This is a genomic window from Aminobacter sp. Piv2-1 (assembly GCF_037625995.1).
GTDB lineage: Bacteria > Pseudomonadota > Alphaproteobacteria > Rhizobiales > Rhizobiaceae > Aminobacter.
Genome location: NZ_JARKMU010000003.1, coordinates 292,177 through 311,301, shown reverse-complemented (window position 1 = coordinate 311,301; position 19,125 = coordinate 292,177). Strand labels below are relative to the sequence as shown.

18 protein-coding genes are annotated in these 19,125 nt (G+C 66.6%); 8 read left to right on the top strand and 10 right to left on the bottom strand.

Annotated features, from left to right (window positions below):
* Nucleotides 1–5: 5 nt before the first annotated feature.
* Nucleotides 6–1,037: a LacI family DNA-binding transcriptional regulator gene (locus tag AmiPiv_RS07710; RefSeq protein WP_340036759.1), complete on the bottom strand. Its 1,032-nt coding sequence runs from the start codon at nucleotides 1,035–1,037 to the stop codon at nucleotides 6–8.
* 162 nt (nucleotides 1,038–1,199) lie between these two features.
* Between AmiPiv_RS07710 and AmiPiv_RS07705 the strand changes: the two genes are divergently transcribed.
* The 4 genes from AmiPiv_RS07705 (at nucleotide 1,200) to AmiPiv_RS07690 (ending at nucleotide 5,014) form a co-directional block, all read left to right on the top strand.
* Nucleotides 1,200–2,288: a fatty acid desaturase family protein gene (locus AmiPiv_RS07705; protein WP_340036758.1), complete on the top strand. Its 1,089-nt coding sequence runs from the start codon at nucleotides 1,200–1,202 to the stop codon at nucleotides 2,286–2,288.
* A 69-nt stretch (nucleotides 2,289–2,357) separates the two neighbouring features.
* Entirely contained in the window at nucleotides 2,358–2,675 is a 318-nt protein-coding gene (locus AmiPiv_RS07700) for a MocE family 2Fe-2S type ferredoxin (RefSeq protein WP_340036757.1), read from the top strand.
* A gap of 1 nt (nucleotide 2,676) precedes the next feature.
* A complete protein-coding gene (locus tag AmiPiv_RS07695) occupies nucleotides 2,677–3,906 on the top strand; it encodes an NAD(P)/FAD-dependent oxidoreductase (RefSeq protein ID WP_340036756.1) in 1,230 nt (409 codons plus the stop codon).
* Between the two features lie 88 nt (nucleotides 3,907–3,994).
* Nucleotides 3,995–5,014, top strand: a complete 1,020-nt coding sequence (locus AmiPiv_RS07690; protein ID WP_340036755.1) for an aldose epimerase family protein — start codon at nucleotides 3,995–3,997, stop codon at nucleotides 5,012–5,014.
* Nucleotides 5,015–5,369: 355 nt separating this feature from the next.
* Here the strand turns inward: AmiPiv_RS07690 and AmiPiv_RS07685 are convergent, their stop codons facing one another.
* The 7 genes from AmiPiv_RS07685 to AmiPiv_RS07655 all read right to left on the bottom strand — a co-directional run bounded on the left by AmiPiv_RS07685 (nucleotide 5,370) and on the right by AmiPiv_RS07655 (nucleotide 13,580).
* Complete coding sequence (locus AmiPiv_RS07685) at nucleotides 5,370–6,548, bottom strand: serine hydrolase domain-containing protein (protein WP_340036754.1); 1,179 nt, start codon at nucleotides 6,546–6,548, stop codon at nucleotides 5,370–5,372.
* Nucleotides 6,549–6,578: 30 nt separating this feature from the next.
* The gene (locus tag AmiPiv_RS07680; protein ID WP_340036753.1) at nucleotides 6,579–7,775 is read right to left on the bottom strand and encodes a serine hydrolase domain-containing protein; all 1,197 of its coding nucleotides are present in this window, start codon (nucleotides 7,773–7,775) and stop codon (nucleotides 6,579–6,581) included.
* Between the two features lie 140 nt (nucleotides 7,776–7,915).
* Nucleotides 7,916–8,950 (bottom strand): ABC transporter substrate-binding protein, encoded by a 1,035-nt coding sequence (locus AmiPiv_RS07675; protein WP_340036752.1) that lies wholly within the window; start codon nucleotides 8,948–8,950, stop codon nucleotides 7,916–7,918.
* A gap of 17 nt (nucleotides 8,951–8,967) precedes the next feature.
* A complete protein-coding gene (locus AmiPiv_RS07670; protein ID WP_340036751.1) occupies nucleotides 8,968–9,768 on the bottom strand; it encodes an ABC transporter permease in 801 nt (266 codons plus the stop codon).
* A complete protein-coding gene (locus AmiPiv_RS07665; protein WP_340036750.1) occupies nucleotides 9,761–10,681 on the bottom strand; it encodes an ABC transporter permease in 921 nt (306 codons plus the stop codon). The genes AmiPiv_RS07670 and AmiPiv_RS07665 overlap by 8 nt, the downstream gene beginning before the upstream one ends.
* A gap of 3 nt (nucleotides 10,682–10,684) precedes the next feature.
* Nucleotides 10,685–11,779 (bottom strand): ABC transporter ATP-binding protein, encoded by a 1,095-nt coding sequence (locus tag AmiPiv_RS07660; RefSeq protein WP_340036748.1) that lies wholly within the window; start codon nucleotides 11,777–11,779, stop codon nucleotides 10,685–10,687.
* A gap of 124 nt (nucleotides 11,780–11,903) precedes the next feature.
* On the bottom strand, nucleotides 11,904–13,580 hold the full coding sequence (locus AmiPiv_RS07655) for an amidohydrolase (RefSeq protein ID WP_340036747.1): 1,677 nt from the start codon (nucleotides 13,578–13,580) through the stop codon (nucleotides 11,904–11,906).
* Nucleotides 13,581–13,839: 259 nt separating this feature from the next.
* Here AmiPiv_RS07655 and AmiPiv_RS07650 point away from each other — a divergent pair, with 259 nt between their 5' ends.
* The 4 genes from AmiPiv_RS07650 (at nucleotide 13,840) to AmiPiv_RS07635 (ending at nucleotide 17,487) form a co-directional block, all read left to right on the top strand.
* The gene (locus AmiPiv_RS07650) at nucleotides 13,840–14,514 is read left to right on the top strand and encodes a TetR/AcrR family transcriptional regulator (RefSeq protein WP_340036746.1); all 675 of its coding nucleotides are present in this window, start codon (nucleotides 13,840–13,842) and stop codon (nucleotides 14,512–14,514) included.
* The gene (locus tag AmiPiv_RS07645) at nucleotides 14,511–15,542 is read left to right on the top strand and encodes a histone deacetylase family protein (RefSeq protein ID WP_340036745.1); all 1,032 of its coding nucleotides are present in this window, start codon (nucleotides 14,511–14,513) and stop codon (nucleotides 15,540–15,542) included. The genes AmiPiv_RS07650 and AmiPiv_RS07645 overlap by 4 nt, the downstream gene beginning before the upstream one ends.
* Before the next feature lie 485 nt (nucleotides 15,543–16,027).
* Nucleotides 16,028–16,729, top strand: a complete 702-nt coding sequence (locus AmiPiv_RS07640) for a helix-turn-helix transcriptional regulator (protein ID WP_340036744.1) — start codon at nucleotides 16,028–16,030, stop codon at nucleotides 16,727–16,729.
* Nucleotides 16,730–16,806: 77 nt separating this feature from the next.
* Nucleotides 16,807–17,487: a helix-turn-helix transcriptional regulator gene (locus tag AmiPiv_RS07635; RefSeq protein WP_340036743.1), complete on the top strand. Its 681-nt coding sequence runs from the start codon at nucleotides 16,807–16,809 to the stop codon at nucleotides 17,485–17,487.
* Between the two features lie 108 nt (nucleotides 17,488–17,595).
* On the opposite strand, the gene AmiPiv_RS07630 is transcribed toward AmiPiv_RS07635, so the two are convergent.
* Both AmiPiv_RS07630 and flhB read right to left on the bottom strand, forming a co-directional pair.
* On the bottom strand, nucleotides 17,596–18,036 hold the full coding sequence (locus AmiPiv_RS07630; protein ID WP_340036742.1) for a hypothetical protein: 441 nt from the start codon (nucleotides 18,034–18,036) through the stop codon (nucleotides 17,596–17,598).
* Nucleotides 18,033–19,112 carry a flagellar biosynthesis protein FlhB gene (gene flhB, locus AmiPiv_RS07625; RefSeq protein WP_340036741.1) on the bottom strand — a complete coding sequence of 360 codons (1,080 nt, stop codon included), beginning with the start codon at nucleotides 19,110–19,112 and terminating at the stop codon, nucleotides 18,033–18,035. Before flhB ends, AmiPiv_RS07630 begins: the two co-directional genes overlap by 4 nt.
* Nucleotides 19,113–19,125: the final 13 nt, after the last annotated feature.

Below are 19,125 nucleotides of genomic sequence, written 5' to 3'. Positions count from 1 at the left end.
AGCGATCAGATGTTCTCAGGCAGGTAGATGTCGAAGGGCAGGAAAGTCTGGCCCGGGGCGCTCGTCGCACCGTCCTCGGCCGCATGCGCCATCAGGCCGACGAGTTCGCGGCAGAGCGGCTCGAGCGGCGTCGCGATCGCCATCGTCGCCAGGTTGTCGGCCAATGCCGCGCGCGTGTCTGCGGTGATCTCGTTGCAGATCAGCACCGGCAGAGGATCGGGCCTGACCTGTTGCAGCGCCGAGATCGCGCCCTCGATGCCGCCGCCGGCCACGTAGCAGCCGACGAGATCGCCGTGCCGTCCGATCAGGTCGGCCACCGCCTCGTGTGTCGTCTCGAAGGATTCGTTGTTGACGATGGTTTCCAGCACCGTGAACTCCGGCGCGTGCTCGCGGAAGAAGGCGCGGAAGCCGATCTCGCGCAGCTCGTGGCCATGGAAGCGGTGGCTGCCGACGAACAGCGCCACCTTACCCGGCCGGCGCGCGCATCTGGAGATCATCCAGGCTGCGGTACGGCCGACCTTGAGATTGTCGATACCGACATAGCCCTCGCGCACGCCGGTGGCGAAATCCGAGAGCAGCGAAAAGGCCGGGATGCCGCGCGCCTTCAGCTCCGCCACGGCCGCCGTCACCGTCGGATGGTCGGGACTGACCAGCGCCACCGCATCGCAATTGGACGCCAGCCGGCGCAGGCGCTCGACGATCTCCTCCGGCACGAGCGTTTCCGCAAAATCGATCGCCGCATGGCCGCGGAAGCCCGGCGCCCGCGCGACCGCCTTCTCCAGCTCGCCGGCGAAGGCGCGGTAGAACACATCCTTCGGCCGCAGTAGCAGAAAGCCCAGCCGGCATTCGGGCAGTTCCTTGCGCATCCGCTGCGCGATCAGCCCGGCGGCGTGGTAGCCGATCGCGGTCGCGGCCTCGTAGACGCGGCGCTGGGTCTCCTCGCGCACCGGCAGCCGCCCATTCAGCACCCGGTCGACGGTTGCGACGCTGACGCCCGAGACGCGGGCGAGATCAGTGATGGTGGGCCTTTTGCTCATGTCTGCTTCCCGGATTTCACGCCCATCATAACCCGCCATGATATGAAATGATAGATTCTATCATGGTACGGTTGCAAAAATAGCATCATGAGCTACCATCCTTGCAGTGAACGATCTCCGGCGCCTATCGCGGAACCGTTCCCGACTTCCAGGGAGAGAGCCATGACCGTGACGCCTTCGGCGCGCGACTACAGCCTTGTGGGGGAAAGCGCCCGCCGCGCCGTCGAAAGCGGCCTCACCGCCGCCGAGTGGTACCACACCGACATACCCCGCAAGCAGATGAAGGAGCTGATGCAGCGCTCAGACGCGCCTGCCATCCGCGACACCGCGATCTGGCTCGGCCTTCTCGCTGCCTTCGGTGCCGCCGGCGCGGCCCTCTGGGGCAGCTGGTGGAGCGTGCCCTTCTTCCTCTGCTACGGCGTGCTCTACGGCTCGGCCACCGACTCCCGCTGGCACGAATGCGGCCACGGCACAGCCTTCAAGACGCCCTGGATGAACGACGCGGTCTACCAGATCGCCAGCTTCATGATCATGCGCAACCCGGTGACCTGGCGCTGGAGCCACACCCGCCACCACACCGACACCATCATCGTCGGCCGCGACCCCGAGATCGCCGTCATGCGCCCGCCGGACCTTCTGCGCGTGGTGCTCAATTTCTTCGGCATCGTCGACGTCTGGCACGCGCTGATCGACATGATCCGCAACGCCGCGGGCGTGCTGAGCCCGGCCGAGAAGTCCTTCGTGCCGGAACAGGAGCAGCCGAGGGTCATCCGCATCGCCCACATCTGGGTGGCGATCTATGCGGCCACCATCGCGCTTGCGCTCCATCTCGGCTCATGGCTGCCGCTGATGCTGGTCGGCCTGCCCCGTCTCTACGGCGCCTGGCATCATGTGCTCACCGGCCTGTTGCAGCATGGCGGTCTCGCCGACAACGTCATCGACCATCGCCTCAACAGCCGCACCGTGCTGATGAACCCCATCAGCCGCTTCGTCTACTGGAACATGAACTACCACGTCGAACACCACATGTTCCCGATGGTGCCCTACCACGCGCTGCCCAGGCTGCACGAGATGATCGGGCACGACCTGCCGGCGCCGAGCCCGTCGATCTGGGCCGGCTACCGCGAGATGCTGCCGGCCTTCGTCCGCCAGCTCCGCAACGAGGACTATTTCGTCAGGCGCGAGCTGCCGCCGACGGCGCGGCCCTACCGCGGGGAACTCCACGGCGAGGCCGTCCTCGCCGCCGAATAGCCTCCCAAGGCGCCCCCCGGGGCGGCGGCCCCCAGCCGCCCCGCATTCCGAAATCCCAGGGAGAGAGACATGAGCGACTGGATCGAGGCCTGCGCGGCCGACGATATCGACGAGGAAGACGTGATCCGCTTCGACCATGCGGGCCGCAGCTTCGCCATCTACCGCAGCCCCGAGGACGAGTTCTTCGCCACCGACGGGCTGTGCACCCACGAGCAGATCCACCTGTCGCAGGGCCTGGTCATGGGCGACATCATCGAATGCCCCAAGCACAACGGCCGCTTCAACTACAAGACCGGCGCCGCCCGCGGCGCGCCCGTCTGCGTCAACCTCCGGACCTATGCGGTCAAGGTCGACGGCGGCAAGGTCTTCATCCATCTGGGCAACTGACATGACGGCGGGAATGGTCATCATCGGGGCCGGCGAATGCGGCACGCGCGCCGCATTCGCCCTGCGCGAGGCGGGTTATGACGGCACAATCGCGCTCGTCGGCGCCGAACCCCACCTGCCCTACGAACGTCCGCCGCTGTCCAAGGAGGCGATGACCAGCGACGCGCCGTCGATCAAGGCCATCGCCGACGCGGAACGGCTTGCCGGGCACCGCATCGATCTCAAGGGCGCAACGACAGCCACCTCGATCGACCGCGCCAACCGCTCGGTGCGCCTCGCCGACGGCTCCGACCTCGCCTACGACAAGCTTTTGATCGCCACCGGCTCGGTGCCGCGTCAGCTGCCTCTTCCCGGACTTGGCTCCCGCTCCGCCTATCTCCGCACCTTCGACGACGCGCTCCGCATCCGCCGACACCTACGGGAAGGCGTGCGCATCGCCATTATCGGCGGCGGCTTCATCGGTCTCGAACTCGCAGCCTCGGCCCGCAAGCTCGGCGCCGCAGTCACCGTCATCGAGGCGCAGCCGCGCATCCTCACGCGCGGCGTGCCCGGGGAAATCGCAGAAGTCGTCCACGACACCCATGTCGCCGAGGGCGTCGACATCGTCTGCGGCGACGGCATCGCTTCAATCGACGACGACGGCGAGACCGTGCGCATCGCGCTCGCGAGCGGCCGCTCCATCGACGCCGACCTCGCCGTCATCGGCATCGGCGCGGTGCCCGTCACAATGCTCGCCGAGACGGCAGGCCTCGCCCTCAACAACGGCATATCGGTCGACGCCCGGCTGCGCACGTCCGACCCCGACATCTTCGCCGCCGGCGACTGCTGCTCGTTCCCGCTCGCAATCTATGGCGGCCGCCGCGTCCGTCTCGAAGCCTGGCGCAGCGCCCAGGAGCTTGGCGGGCTCGCCGCCCGCAACATGCTGGGCGCCGAGGAAGCCCACGCCTGCGTGCCCTGGTTCTGGTCCGACCAGTACGGCCTCACCCTGCAGATAGCCGGCCTGCCCGACGAGGGCGAGCGCACCATCCGCCGCGACCTCGACGACGGCGCCTTCATCCTGTTCCATCTCAAGGAGGATGGCCGCCTCGTCGCCGCCAGCGGCATCGGCCCGGACAACGCGGTCGCCCGCGACATCCGCCTCGCCGAGATGCTGATCGGCAAGATGGCGCGTCCCGATCCCGAGGCGCTGACCTCGCCTTCGGTCAAGCTCAAGAGCCTGCTCGCCGCCTGAAATTGCCCGCAAGGCGGCTTGAGAATCGTTGCGGATTCCGGGACTCTGGGGCGAGGCGGGTGGCTGCCTCGTTTGGGAGGGGCTGGAAATGCCGGTCAGCGAATTCGGGTGGATGCCGGACGGCTCGGTGGTCGAGGCGATTTCGATCGCCGCCGACGGCATCGCGGCAAACATCCTCACCTTCGGCGCCACGCTCGCCGACCTGGTCGTCGCCACGCCCGACGGCCCTCGTTCGGTGGTGCTCGGCTTCGACAGCCTCGACGGCTACCTGGCCCATGGCGCCTTCTTCGGCGCGATCGCCGGCCGCTGCGCCAACCGCATCGCCGGCGGCCGCTTCACCCTCGACGGCGTCGAGCACCAGCTCGACCTCAACGAGGCCGGCCGCAGCCATCTGCATGGCGGCGCGGACGGTTTCTTCCGCCGCAACTGGACGGTGGTCGACGCCAGCGACAATTCCGTCCTGCTCGGCCTCGCCTCGCCCGACGGCGACCAGGGCTATCCGGGCAAGGTGATCGCCACCTGCCGCTATTCGGTCGACGAGAGCCGGCTGCGCATCGCGCTCGGCGCGCGCAGCGACGCGCCGACCCTGGTGAACCTCGCCACGCACGCCTATTTCAACCTCGACGGCGGCGGCGCCATCCTCGACCACCGCCTCAAGATCGCGGCGGAAGCCTACACCCCGGTCGACTCGCAGAATACGCCGACCGGAGACGTGCTCGCGGTCGACGAAACCCCGTTCGATTTCCGCGAGCTTCGCCCGGTTCGCAACGGACCCGACGGTGCGCATGCGGCCTACGACCACAATTTCGTGCTCGCCATGCAGCCGGCGCCCGAGCCCTGGCATGCCGCCCGGCTGGAGGGACAGCGCTCCGGCATCCGCCTCGACCTCTGGACCACCGAGCCGGGGCTGCAGTTCTACGATGGCGGCTTCCTGCCCGTCGCCCCGCCGCTGCGCGGCGGCATCGAAGGCGTGCGCCATGGCGGGCTCTGCCTCGAACCGCAGCGTTTCCCCGACGCCGCCAACCACCCGCATTTCCCGAGCGCCGTGCTCAGGCCAGGCGAGATCTACTCGCAGGTGACCGAATACCGGTTCTCGATGGTGGAGTAGCCGACGCGGCAGCCTACCCTCCCCCTTGTGGGGAGGGTCGATCCGCGCAGCGGATCGGGGTGGGGGTGCCCCGGTATACTCCCTTATGCCCACTCCCCGCCGCAATTTCACGCAGCTTCAACTCCCCCTCACCGCCTCGCTTTGCTCGGCACCTCTCCCCCATTCCGTGGGGGCGAGGAACCCAGATCCTGAAAGTTCGCAGCCCCACGCGATCGGCGATTCCTCTCCCTCACGAAGTGGGGGGTCCGAAGGACGGGCGAGACCCGTGGCTCGCCCCGGAATGGTGATTCGCCCCGAGCTTGTCGAAGGGGCGAACCGGTGAGGGGGTGATTGTAATCAGCGGTGAGGAACCCCCTCAAACCCGCGCGCACAGCGCCTCGAAGAAGGCGCCGTTGTCGAGGTCGAGCGGATCGTCCACCGGCAGCGCCTGCGACGACATCTTGGCGATCACCACTTCCGCCTTCGGATCGACATAGAGCCACTGGCCGTGGATGCCGATGCCGCAATAGGCCTGGCTCGCATTGCCGGTCTGGTACCACTTGTTGCGGTAGCGGCCGCCGGCGAACAGGTTGGTCATGGTGCCGCGCTGCCAGGCGTCGGCGTCGCCGGCGTGGATCGTGTCCTCGACCCAGGCCTGCGGCAGGATGCGTCCGCCCTCGGTCGTGCCGCCCTGCCGCATCATCTCGCCGACGCGCGCCAGGTCGCGCACCGCCACCGAGACCCCGCCCGCCGCGCGCGCCGTGCCTTCCTTGTCGACGGTCACGAAACCGTCGCGCTTGGCCCCCACGGGACGCCATAGCTTCTCGGCCATCAGCTCGGCGTAGCGCTGGCCCGAGGCACGCTCGACGATGATGCCGAGCAGGTCGGAGTTGGGCGAACGGTAGCGGAAGGTCCGGCCATGCGGCTCGTCCAGCTGCTTGAGCGTGACGAGGAACTCGCACAGCGATTCCGCTCCGCCGCCGGGGTTCCACATCGTGGCGCGGCGATAGCGGGCAAACAGGCTCTCGGGATCGAGATAGGCCTCCTCGAAATCGAGGCTGACGGTCATGTCGAGCACGTGCCGCACCGTCGCATTGGCATAGACCGAGCCCGCCGCCTCGGGCACGTAGGCCGTCACCGGCGCGTCCGGGTCGAGCTTGCCCTCGCCTTCGAGGGCGCCCGCTAGGATCGCCGTCAGCGACTTCGAGATCGAGAAGATGATGTGTCGGGCTTCCGCCTTCATCGTCGGCGCGAACCAGTCGCCGACGAAGCGCCCCTTCTTCATCACAGTCAGCGCGTCGGTCGAGGAGCGCTCGAGAAACGCCAGAGCCGTCTCGCTCCTGCCGCCGATGTCCAGCGTTTCGCCGAGCAGGCCGCCGAGGTCGACGGGCGCCGCCTCGAGGTTGCCCTCGCGGGCGGAAATGCGAGCGCTCGTCACCATCTCGCCGACATTCTGGAAGGCCCAGCGGTTGAACGGCTGCTCGCGCCAGTTGCCGAGCATCACGTCCTTGCGGGCGAAGCCGAACATGCGCTCGAACGCAGTGGGTGACGTCATGATCTTTCCTTGCTGCTGGTATTCCGCCGGTCAGGCGAGCGCGTCGGCGATCGCGTGCACGGCCTTGAGCGTCGCCACCGAATAGGCGACGGAGGTGAATTCGGGCCAGGTCGACAGCTTCACCGTCACCATGCCCGTGTCCCAGTCGATATGGATCAGCTGCCCGAACACGCCGCGGCACATCAGCGCCCGCGAGCGCGGGTCCTCGATCCAGAACTGGTTGCGGTAGCTGCCCTCGGGCATCGAGGCGCTGTAGTTGGGCCCGTGCACGCCGTTCCGCGTCTCGGCGATCCAGCCGGCCGGCACGATGCCGGCGCCGTCCTCGAGGATCGTCTGGCCAAAGCGGGCATAGTCGCGCAGCGTCGCGTTGAAGCCGCCGTCGGCCACCGCATAGCCGGCACTGTCGACCGTGAAGCAGGCGCTCTCCTCCGCACCGATCTTCTGCCACAGCTCCTCGGAAACCAGCTGCGCCAGGCGCTTGCCGGTCGCGCGTTCCATGACGAAGGCGAGCACGTCTGTCTCGATCGAGCGGTATTCGAAGGCAGCACCATGCGGCCGCGTCGTCTCGGTCAGGCCGAGGATCAGCTCGAACACATGCCGCGGCCATTTGAACGCCGGGTCGGTGCCCGCCGGCACCGGCTTCCAGCCGCAGGCGACGTCGACCTGGCCGATGTCGGAATAGGGATCGGTATAGGCCTCGCTGAAGCGCACGCCGGTGGTCATGTCGAGCACGTGCTGGACGGTGGCGCCGTTCCACCCGGTCGCGGCCAGTTCCGGCAAGTAGTCGGTCACCAGCTTCTTGGGGTCGACGACGCCGCGCCCGGCAAGGATGCCGAAGACCGTGCCCGTCACCGACTTCGCCACCGACTGCGACAGGTGCGGCGTGCGCGCCGTCATGGCGTTGAAATAGCGCTCATAAGCGATCTTGCCGTCCTTGAGCACGATGAGGCCGTCGGTATAGGTCTCGTCGAGCAGGCCCGAAAGCGTCGTCGGCTTGCCCGCGCTGTCGACCACAGCAAGCCCGTCGAGGTCCGTCTCGAGGCGCGGCAGCGCGCGCACCGGCCCCTCGCCGCGCCACACCTCGGCCGTCGGCACGATCTCGCGCACATGCTGGAAAGCCCAGCGGTTCCACGGCGGCATGTCCCACGCCGTCTTCGGCACCGGCATCGCCGGCGGCGAGCCCTGCATGATCGGCGGGTGGCTTTCACTGTTGCGGTAGGAGCTCATGGCATCTCAACCCATCTCTTCTCCCCGCTCGCGGGGAGAAGATGCCGGCAGGCAGATGAGGGGCGGCGCGAACGCTTCGAGCCTGGCGCCGTCCCTCGCGGGCAACTTCTCCCCCGTGAACGGGGGAGAAGGGAAAGCCCTTACTTCTGCAGTTCGGTCCAGATCTTGGTGTAGAGCGCCTGGACCTCCGGCGAGCACAGGCGCTGCAGTTCGCCGCGTGCCTTTTCGGCCTCCGGAATGATCACTTCCGGCGCGTCCTTCATGTCGGCCGGCATGAACTTGTCCGACCCGGCGATGCCGTTGGCATAGCGGTGGAAGGCCGAGTTCATCGCCGCGTTTTCCGGATCCATCATGAAGTTCTGGAACAGCTTGGCGTTCTCGACGTTCTTGGCTTCCTTCAGCACGACGATGTTGTCGCTCCAGAGGCCGTAGCCTTCCTTGGGATAGCTGTAGTGGATGGCCGGATTGGCGAGGCGCTGGCGCAGCGCCGAGCCGTTCCAGTCGCTGGTCGCCTTGAAGTCGCCGGCACCCATCTTCTCGATGGTGTTGTATTCCATGGCGATCCAGTTCGGCTTGGCCGCCACCAGCGTGTCGCGCACCTTCTTCAGGACCGCCTTGTCCTCGGTGCACTGCTCGCCGCCGACATACTTGATCGCGGCGAAGATCACGTCGTTCATTTCGGGGACGACGTTGACCTTGCCCTTCAGCTCTTCGGGCGTGTTGAAGATGATGCCCCAGCTGTCGGCCGGTCCCTTGTAGGTATCGGTGTTGACGACGACGCCGATCGTGCCCCAGGCCCACGGCACCGAGTATTTGCGGCCGGGATCGAAGTCGGGATTCGCCCATTCCGGCGCGACGTTCTTGAAATTCTCCATCTGGCCCGGGTTGGTCTCCTGGATGAGGCCTTCCTTGATCCAGATCGGGATGAAGGTCTGGGACGGCATGGCGATGTCGAAGCCGGTTCCGCCCTGGCGCACCTTGGCGAGCGCGGTGTCGTTCGAATCGTAGTCGGTCACCGTCACCTTGACGTCGTACTGCTTCTCGAACTTCTTGATCATGTCGGGGCTGATGTAGTTGCCCCAGTTGTAGATGTTGAGTTCGCCAGCCGCCGAGGCGAGGCTGGTCGAAGCCAGCAGCGCCAGGCCGGCGGCCATCGACATGGATTTCAGGTTCATCATTGCACTCCCGTTGATTAGTCCCGTTTCCTGCTCAAGAAGAAGAACAGCGTGACGATGACGACCGACAAGAGCAGGAAGACGGTCGAGATCGCGTTGACCTCCGGCGTGATGCCGCGGCGGATCTGCCCCAGCATGTAGGTCGGCAGGGTGTCCTGCCCGCCCGACTTGACGAACTCGGTGATGACCACGTCGTCGAGCGAGATGACGAAGGCGAGCATCAGGCCGGCGATGATGCCGGGCCACAGCAGCGGCAGCGTCACCCGCCGGAACGCCTGCCAGGGCGTGGCGTAGAGATCGGCCGCGGCCCTTTCGAGCGTCAGGTCCATGTTCTCGAGCCGCGCCCGGATCGGCAGGTAGGCGAAGGGGATGCAGAACGCCGTATGCGCGGCGATCAGGTAGCCGAGGCCCGTGTAGCCGCTGGCGATCTTGATCTGCGAGAAGAAGATCAGGAGCGCCACGCCGGTGACGATCTCGGGCACCATCAGCGGCTGGTTGATGAAGGCGTATTTGAAGGTGAGCCCGCGATAGGGCCGCGTCCGCGTCGTCGCCAGTGCTGCCATGGTCGCCGCGATGGTGGCGATGATGGCAGCCGACGAGGCGATCTTGAGCGACCGCCACGAGGCGTCGACCACCTGCTGGTTGGCCCAGGCCGACACGAACCAGCGCAGCGAGAAGCCGCCCCAGTCGGTCACCGAGGTCGACTCGTTGAAGGCATAGACCACCAGCACCAGGATCGGCGCGTAGAGCAGCACGAAGCAGGCCGTGGCGATCGCCGTGAAGCCGGTTTGCTGCCGGATCGAGAAGCGCTTAGCCATGGCGCACCTCCGAGCCCGAGGTGTTGCGGACATAGACCAGGAGCGCCACCATGACGATCGCCATGACGGTGATCGACAGCGCCGCGCCCAGCGGCCAGTTGCGCCCCTGCCCGAACTGCAGCTCGATCAGGTTGGCGAACATCATGTTCTTGCCGCCGCCCAGCACGCTCGGCGTCACATAGGCGCCGATGGCGGGGATGAAGACCAGGATCGAGCCGGCGACCACGCCGGGCCTGACCAGCGGGAAGATGATCCGCCTCAGCACCTGCCAGCGCGAGGCGTAGAGGTCATAGCCGGCCTCGACCAGGCGGAAGTCGAGCTTCTCCATGCTGGCGTAGAGCGGCAGCACCATCAGCGGCAGGTAGACATAGACCATGCCCACCATGATGGCGAAGTCGGTGTAGAGCATCTGGATCGGCTGGTCGACGATGCCGAGATTGATCAGCGCCGTGTTGATAATGCCCTCGTTGCGGATCACCTGCAGCACCGCGAAGGTGCGGATGAGAAGGTTCGTCCAGAACGGGATGGTGATCAGGAACAGCCAGACGTCGCGCGTCCGCTCCGACCGCGTGGCGATGAAGTAGGCGGTGGGGAACCCGAAGACCAGCGTCGCCACGGTGGCCATCAGCGCGAGCCTGAGCGACCGCCAGAAGATGGTGAGGTGGGAAGTCGCCAGCGCCAGCGTGTCGTCGAAGATGTCGCGCTCGAGGAAGACCGAGACCCATCCTTCGGTGGAGAATTTCCACTCGACATCGCCATAGGGTCCGGGCGTCAGGAACGAGTAGATGAGCACGATCAGCAGCGGGCCTGAAGCGGCCAAAAGGATGATGATCAGCGCCGGTGCCGACAGAAGCCAGCGGTTTCTCGTCTCCCGCGCCTCCGCCTGCTTTTCGATTTCGGCTGCGGTCGCCATGGCTCAGTCCTTGAGTATCTGGGCCGCATCGTCGCCGATGACGATGCCGACGCGCTCGCCGCGCTCGAAATCGGCCGCCGATCCGCGCGTGTTCTGCTGGCGCACGGTGAAGATCGCGCCGTCGTCCAGCTTGATGTGCACATGCGTGTCGGTGCCGAAATAGACGACGTTCTCGACCACGCCCGAGATGTCGCCCTTGTCCTTCACCGCCCTGGCGTGCTCGGGGCGGATCACCACCGTCGCGCTGCCGTCCGGCTTGAAGCCCTCGGGCAGCGTCGCCGCGATGGTTGCGCCCGAATTCAGCGTCACCTTGGCCTTGCCGCCGTCGACCGAAACGATGCGGGCCTCGAGGAAGTTGGTCTCGCCGATGAAGTCGGCGACGAAGCGCTCGGCCGGCCGGTCGTAGATCTCGCGCGCCGTTCCCACCTGCAGGATCTTGCCCGACGACATCACCGCGATGCGGTCGGACATGGTCAGCGCCTCCTCCTGGTCGTGGGTGACGAAGATGAAGGTGATGCCGGTCTCGTGCTGCAGGCGCTTGAGCTCGATCTGCATCTCCTTGCGCAGCTTGTAGTCGAGCGCCGACAGCGGTTCGTCGAGCAGCAGCACCTTGGGCTGCGGGGCGAGTGCGCGTGCAAGCGCCACGCGCTGCTGCTGGCCGCCGGAGATCTGGCTGGTGCGGCGCTTGGCGAGCTTTTCCATGCGCACCAGCTTCAGCATCTCGGCGACGCGCGCGTCGATCTCGGCGCGCGGCTTGCCCAGCATCTCCAGCCCGAAGGCGATGTTCTGCGCCACGGTCATGTGCGGGAACAGCGCGTAGGACTGGAACACCGTGTTGACCGGCCGCTTGAACGGCGGCAGCGGCGCGATGTCCTGGCCGTAGAGCATGATCTCGCCCTCGGACGGAAAGTCGAAGCCGGCGATCAGCCTGAGCAATGTGGTCTTGCCGCAGCCCGATGGCCCCAGCAGCGTGAAGAACTCGTTTTCCCTGATCGAAACCGAGACGGTATCCAGCGCAGCGACCTGCGCCTCCCCCGTTCCGTAGACCTTGCGAACTCCGCGAACCTCGATCGCATTCCTACCCGGTGTGTCCGGCACGCAATACGCCCCATTGTCTTGTCCGCCTTGTTGGCGGAACTTGTTCCCCGTTAGATTGTCACCATGACCCGCAGGGCTTGGCAACAACGGCTCTCGTTCATTTCGCCAGGCCGCCGGCACGCCGTCAGGCCTGGTAGGTCACTCTTCCCCCGCAGATGGTCGTCACCGGCCGCACCTCGTGCAAAACGGCCGGATCAGTCGCCTCGATGTCGGCGGAAAGCACCACCAGGTCGCCGAGGAAGCCCGGCTTCAGCCTGCCCTTCCTGTCTTCCATGAACTCGGCATAGGCGCCCTCGACCGTGTAGCCGGCGAGCGCCTGGTGCAGCGAAACGCTCTGGTCTGGCATATCGTCCGCCCAGGGCTTGCGCAGCATCGCCGCCTGCATGCCCTCTATCGGGTCGATCGGCGCCACCGGCCAGTCGGAGGCGAACACCACATGCGCGCCGGCCTCGATCAGCGTGCGGGTCGGATAGGCGTAGGGCCAGCGCTCGCGGCCGATGCGCGAGACGGTCGGCTCGAGCGGAAAGGTCATCGCGCCGGGCGGGTGCGGAGGCTGCATCGAGGCGATCACGCCGAGATCGGCGAAGCGCCCGATGTCGGTCGCGGTGGTGAGTTCCACATGCTCGACGCGGTGGCGGCTGTCACGCTTGCCGTTGGCCTTGGCGGCCGCCTCGTAGCCGTCGAGCACGGCGCGCACCGCCCCGTCGCCGATCGAATGCACGGCGATCTGCAGGCCGCGCCGGTCGATCTCGACCGCGATGCGCTTGAATTCCTCCGGCGAAAACAGCGGCTCGCCCACCCAGTCCGGCCGGTCGGCATAGGGCTCGATCATCACCGCCGTCCAGGAATCCAGCACGCCGTCGTAGAACAGCTTGACCATGCCCGACGACAGCCACTCGCCGGCATAGCGCTCGGCCATGTCCGACGCCTTTTCGAGCATGTCGAGGGTCATGAAATTCTTGTAGTGGAACGGCACCTTGACCCGGCAGGTCAGGTCGCCCTCGGCCTCGATCTCCGACAGGAGCTCGAGCTGGTAGTAGTTGCCGTCCATGTTCTGGATCGAGGTGATGCCGTGGCGCGCGCACCAGTCGAGGCCGCGCCGCATGATGGCGCGGTCGCCGGCGCGTTCCTCCGCCGAGGGCATCGGATCGGGCTCGCCGCCGGTCGACAGCCCGAGCCGCACCCGCTCCTCACCCGCGAGCTTCAGCACCGGGTTGAACGCCTCGTTCTCGCGCAATTCGCCCTCGGCCAGGCCGTCGGCACCCATGACGATCTCGTTGCCAGGCGTAAGTTCCCGCCCGTGCAGCACGCCCGCCATTTCCAGCGCCTTGGTGTTGGCCCACATCGTGTGATGGTCGGGCGCTGCCATGACGAACGGGCGGTCCGGCAGGATGGCGTCGAGGTGATGCCTGGTCACCCGCTCGCTGCCCAGGATGGTATAGTCCGCGCCCTGCCCCACCAGCATCGGCTGGTCGGGCCGCGCCGCCGCATAGGCCTGAACCGCCTCGCGCAGCGCCTCGAAGCCATGCACGCCCAGAAGCTGCAGATGCGCGAGTTCGGCGGCGCCCGAGAACAGGTGCATGTGCGCTTCGATGAAGCCGGGAACCACCGAGCCGCCGCGCGCGTCGATCACCCTGGTGTCAGGGCCGCGCATTGCTTCGATCGTGGAGTTGTCGCCGACGGCGGCGATCAGGCCGTCGTTGACGGCCACCGCTTCGGCCGTGGGCCGGGTCGAGTCCATGGTCAGCACGCGGCCGTTGACAACGATCAGGTCGGCATTGCGAACCGTTTGGACAGACATCGCGACTCCGCGCACTTGACTGACAGAGACCGTCCAAACCCGCAACCGCAGCATGCCCTTCCGACGAAATGGCCCACCGAGACAGGAGGTCTGAAACCGGTCCGCCTTCCCCAGGAATTCCCCTTGTTTCCCTAAAGACAGCGTCGAGAAAAAATGCGACTAATTATTCGCGTTTGTCAATATGCGGGATTTGTTGGATGCGTTGTGGAGGACGCAACCCGTGCATGGTGCAGGCGAGCAGGGAGCGAGAAGTCATTCCGTGAATCGCAGTCTCAACTGGAAGACCACGACGGCGCTCAAACCGCGCAAGAAGCCGCGACAGGAGCGGTCGAGCAAGGTCGTCGACAGGATTCTCGATGCCGCCCTGACCTTGACCAGGGAGCAAGGGACCAAGACGCCGACGACGCTCGCCATCGCCCAGCGCGCCGGCCTGTCGGTCGGCTCTGTCTACCAGTACTACCCCAACAAGGAAGCCATCCTTCTGGACCTCGCCCGGCGCTGGCTGGGCGCCTTCCCCGAGGTCATCGCCAAGCGCATCGAGGCACCACGCCCGACCAGCCGCGACGAATTCCAGTTGGAGGTGGACAAGCTCTTCGTCGACACCTCCCGGCTCTATCTCGACAACGCCAACCTGATGCCGGTCATCGAGGCGATCACCGGCAACCCCGACCTCAGGCCCATCCAGAACGAATATGACGAGCAGATCATCGCCCTCTATGCCGCCTGGCTGCGGCATGTGAACCCGGCGCTCCAGGACGATGTCGCCAGCCGGCTGGGCGTGGTGATGATGGAGGTCGGCCACGTCTGCCGCCTCATCGGCCTCAAGCGGGACCGCAAGGCGTTCGACCTCATCCAGGACGACGTCAAGACCATGTGGCTCGCCCTGGTCGCCCCCTATCTCGATTTCAACCAAAGCCAGGAAGGATTTTCATGAAGACAGTCTTTTCACCGCTCCACGCCGGCCACAGCGGCCAGATGGAGCTTGTCGCCGGCGCCATCGTGCCCGGCTTCGAAAAACCCTCGCGGGCCGAGATCATCAGGGCGCGGATCGAACATCAGAAGCTGGGGGATATCCTTGCGCCCGAGGTCCACGACCTCGCGGCCGCCAAGCGCGTGCACGCGGCCGACTACATCGACTTCCTGCCGACCGTCTGGCCGCAATGGGAAGCCGCCGGCAAGTCCGGTTCGGCCATCCCCTTCGCCTGGCCGACGCGCGGCCTGCGCGGCGACGTCCGCCCCAGGACCATCGAGGCCCAGCTCGGCTTCTATTCCTTCGACGGCGGCGCCAGCTTCGTGAAGGGCACCTGGGAGGCGATCAAGTCGTCCTACGACGTCGCACTCACCGCGGCCGCCCTGGTCAAGTCCGGCGAGTGCGCGGCCTTCGCGCTCTGCCGCCCGCCGGGGCACCACGCGGGTGCCGCCTTCATGGGCGGCTATTGCTTCATCAACAACGCCGCCGTCGCCGCCCAGTGGTTCCGCGACCAGGGCGCCAGGCGCGTCGCGGTGCTCGACGTCGACTACCACCACGGCAACGGCACGCAGGAGATCTTCTATTCCCGCGCCGACGTCCAGGTCATCAACCTGCACGGCGACCCGATGACCGAGTACCCGTTCTTCCTCGGCCATGCCGACGAACGCGGCCAAGGCGAAGGCGAAGGCTTCAACCTCAACTACCCGATGCCCTTCGGCACCTCCTTCGACACGTGGAGCGAAGCGCTCGACGACGGCTGCCGCAAGCTCGCCGCCTACGCGCCCGACGTCGTCGTGGTCTCCCTCGGCGTCGATACCTTCGAGAAGGACCCGATCAGCCACTTCAAGCTGACCAGCGCCGACTACCCCAGGATCGGCGCCCGCATCGCCCAGCTCGGCTTGCCGACGCTGTTCGTCATGGAGGGCGGCTACGCCGTCGACGAGATCGGCGTCAACGCCGTCGGCGTGCTCACCGGCTTCGAGGGCCGCTGACGCGGCTGGCATCGCCCTCCCCTCGCGGGGAGGGCAGGTCAGCATCCCGGCAAGACGGGGCTTGCGAGCAACTTTTCAGGACTTGGGTTCCTCTCCCCCACGACGTGGGGGAGAGGTGGCTCGGGCGAAGCCCGAGACGGTGAAGGGGCGGCGAGAGAGCCGACCGGCAGGCGAAAATCCCTCCCCTGAGTCTCGCGACGGACTCTGAATTAACTTTTTGTCAATTCCGTTTGCGGAGCGATTCGCGAGCAGGTAAATTGAACCCGAATCAGCCGGTCCACGGGGGCGCGGCGAACCACCAACTCTCTGAAAAACCGAGGTTTTCCTCGGGTGAGAGCGCGTCAGGTTTCGCGCGACCAGCACGGATTCGGCCGATCGGCGCCCCAGGCGCCTGTGTGGCGTTCTTTCGTCTCAAGTGAAGCGTTTTTCGACCGGAAGGGGCAGCGGCCTTTTCCGGCCTCCCATGGATTCCGGCCAGTTCTGAAATGATCGCCCCCGCAGCCCGCCACGAACAGACGACCGTCGCAGCAAGGCTCGCATCGCGCAGCGATCTCACCGCCTTCCTCATGGGACTGGCCGACGAGGTGGGCGCCGACGGCTACATGCTCGTCGCCATCTCCCAGGACCAGGACCGCGACAACCTGCAGATCGTCGCCTCCAACTGGATCTACGACGCCATCCAGATCGCCGGCCACGCGCTCATCGCCAGCCTTGCCCAGGGACCCTTCGCCAGCGCGCCGGGCGTCCAGCCGCAGGGGCTGGTCGCCTCGCAGGCTCCCGCCCTGCTCGGCGGCGAGGAGGCGAAGCTGCTCGACATCCTCGGCCATGCCGAGATCTTCGCCCTGCGCCTGCATGTCGGGCGCCAGCGCCTGTTCATGCTGCTCTCCGCCGGCGAGGCCGGGCGGATCGACCCCGCACTGATGCCGCGCGCCCAGATCGAATGCTGCTACGCCCTGTCCCAGGCGCAGGGCATCCTCGCCGCGGCGACGCTGCGCGACCCGCTGTCCGACCGCGAGCGCGAGTGCCTGTTCTGGGTGTCGGAAGGCAAGACGACGGAGGAAGTGGCGCTGATCCTCGGCGTCTCGTCCAACACCGTCAACAGCTACATCACCCACGCGATCCAGAAGCTGTCGGCCAGCAACCGCGCCATGGCGATTGCGACCGCGATCAGGAGTGGCATCATTTGACCTACGCCCACGCCAGACACTTCGCCTCCGTAGCACGGCCCATCCACGATCAGCGCGCGGGCCGCCCGGCGAACCCTATGGCCGACCGCATCGTCACGCTTGCCGACGCTGCAAGGTATTGCCGCTGGATCGCCGCCGATCTCGGCGCCCGCGACTTCGCGCTCTGCTTTGCCGGGACGTCGTCCGACAGCAGCCGGCTGGTGCCCTGCTTCGATTCCGACTACCCCAGCACCATGTCCGCCGCGCGGCTGCTCGGCGGCGGCATCGGCGAGCATCTGCTGCGCCATGCCCGGCAGTCCACCGCGCCGTGCTGGTGGGCCGACGACGCGGCCGCCGAGACATCCCTTTCGGCGCTTGCATGGGCAAGCCGCATCGAGCCGTTGGCCCAGATCGGCCGGGGCATCGCCTTCCCGGTCTATGCCGAGCGCGGCCAGGCCGGCCTGTTCATCTTCGGCGGGCCCGACCTCGCTCCGGACGCCCGTTCGTTGCATGCCCTTCATGCCCACTGCTTCTCGCTGTTCGAGGCGGTCGCACGCATGAGCCCAGCCCGCGACGGCAAGCTGCCGGCGGTGTCGCGGCGCGAGCTCGAATGCCTCAAGCTCACCTCGCGCGGCTACACCAGCGAGGAGATCGCCAAGCTGCTCAAGCTGTCGGTCCACACCGCCAACCAGTATCTCACCCAGACGACGCAGAAGCTGAACGCCGTCAACCGCATGCACGCGGTCGCCAAGGCGCTGCGCCTGGGCCTGATCGACTGAGCGCCGCGCGTTCGAACGAACGCGCCAGCGACGCTCTTGATCTTTGACGTAGAGCCTCTTCCCGCCTCGGGCGGTTCCGCCCTGTAAGCGCGAAGCCCCTGCCTCTCCTCAGGCAGCCTCCGCCCGCGGCGGCGTCCGCCGGATCATCGCCTGCTCGATCGCGGCGGCGAGATATTCGGTGTTCTTCTCCGGCGACGGGTCGGGCTTCTCGAACGACACGTAGTGGACCTCGACGGAAGCGTTGTTCGCCGTCATCGACAGCTGGAAATAGACCGCCGCCCCTTCCGGCCGAAGCTCGAGGTCGAGCACGATGCGCGGGCTGCCGGTCCAGCACACCTGCGCCTCGCCGCCGAGGCCGAGCCGCAGCGCGCCGGGCATGAAGTACATCTCGGCCGCCGAATCGACCAGGTCGGCCAGGCAGGCGAAATGCTCCAGGCGGATGAAGGCGATGTAGTCGGCGATGTCGACAAGGCGCAATTCGCGCACCACGGGCTGGATGGCGGTTGCGACGATCATTTCCCGGGACGTTGCATGTGGCTGACGATTCATGGTGTCCTGCGTTGGCCCTTGTTTCCGTAGACGACGCGAACGAGCTCGGCGACCGCCTGGTAGAATTGAGGTGGGATGACATTATCCACCGAAACTTGCTTGTACATGGAACGTGCGAGCGCCACGTCCTCGAACACCGGAATGCCGTTCTCGCGGGCGATCTCGCGGATCTTCAGCGCCACCAGGTCCTGCCCCTTGGCCAGCACGACCGGCGCGGAATCCTCCTCGCGCACGTAGCGCAGCGCGATCGAGAAGTGGGTCGGGTTGGCGATCACCAGCGTCGCGCGCGGCACCGCCGCCATCATGCGCTGGCGGGCGCGGTCGCGCGCCAGCGAACGCAGCCGTGACTTGACGATCGGGTCGCCTTCCGACTGCTTCAGCTCGTCCTTCACCTCCTGCTTGGTCATGCGCAGGTCGGCGCGCCAGTGGAAGCGCGACCAGACGATGTCGGCAACCGCGATCGCCGCCATCACGAAGACGATCGCCACCAGTATGTCGATGGCGATGCCGCGGATCACCGTGGCGAAGGCGACGGGGCTGGTGATCATGCCCGCGAGCAGGCGGCGGTGGTCGTCCGACAGCACGAAGGTCAGCACCACGATGACCAGGACGAGCTTGCCGAGCGATTTCAGGAACTCGGCGAAGCCCTGCACGCCGAACATGCGCTTCCAGCCCTGGAACAGCGAGATGCGCGAAGCCTGCGGCCGGATGCGCTCGCCGACGAACTGCGGCACGTTCTGGAAGATCGAGGCGCCGACGCCGGCGACGACCAGAAGCATGAGCAGGCTCGCGACCGCGCGGCCGATCTCCATCATCACCGCCCGGTAGAGCTCGATCACGTCGCGTTCGGTGCCGAGCGGCCAGGCTTCGGGCTTTTCCAGGAAGTTCGACAGGAAAGCGCCCAGTTCGGCCACGGCCTCGCCGGCGAAGAAGACGGTGTAGACCAGGATCGCCACGAACGAGGTGAAGATCGCGATCTCCTTCGAGTGCGGCAGCTGGCCCTTCTCGATGGTGTCGCGGATCTTCTTCTCTGTGGCCTCTTCTGTTTTTGAATCCTTGTCGACGCTGTCGGACATGGCTCAGGGAGAC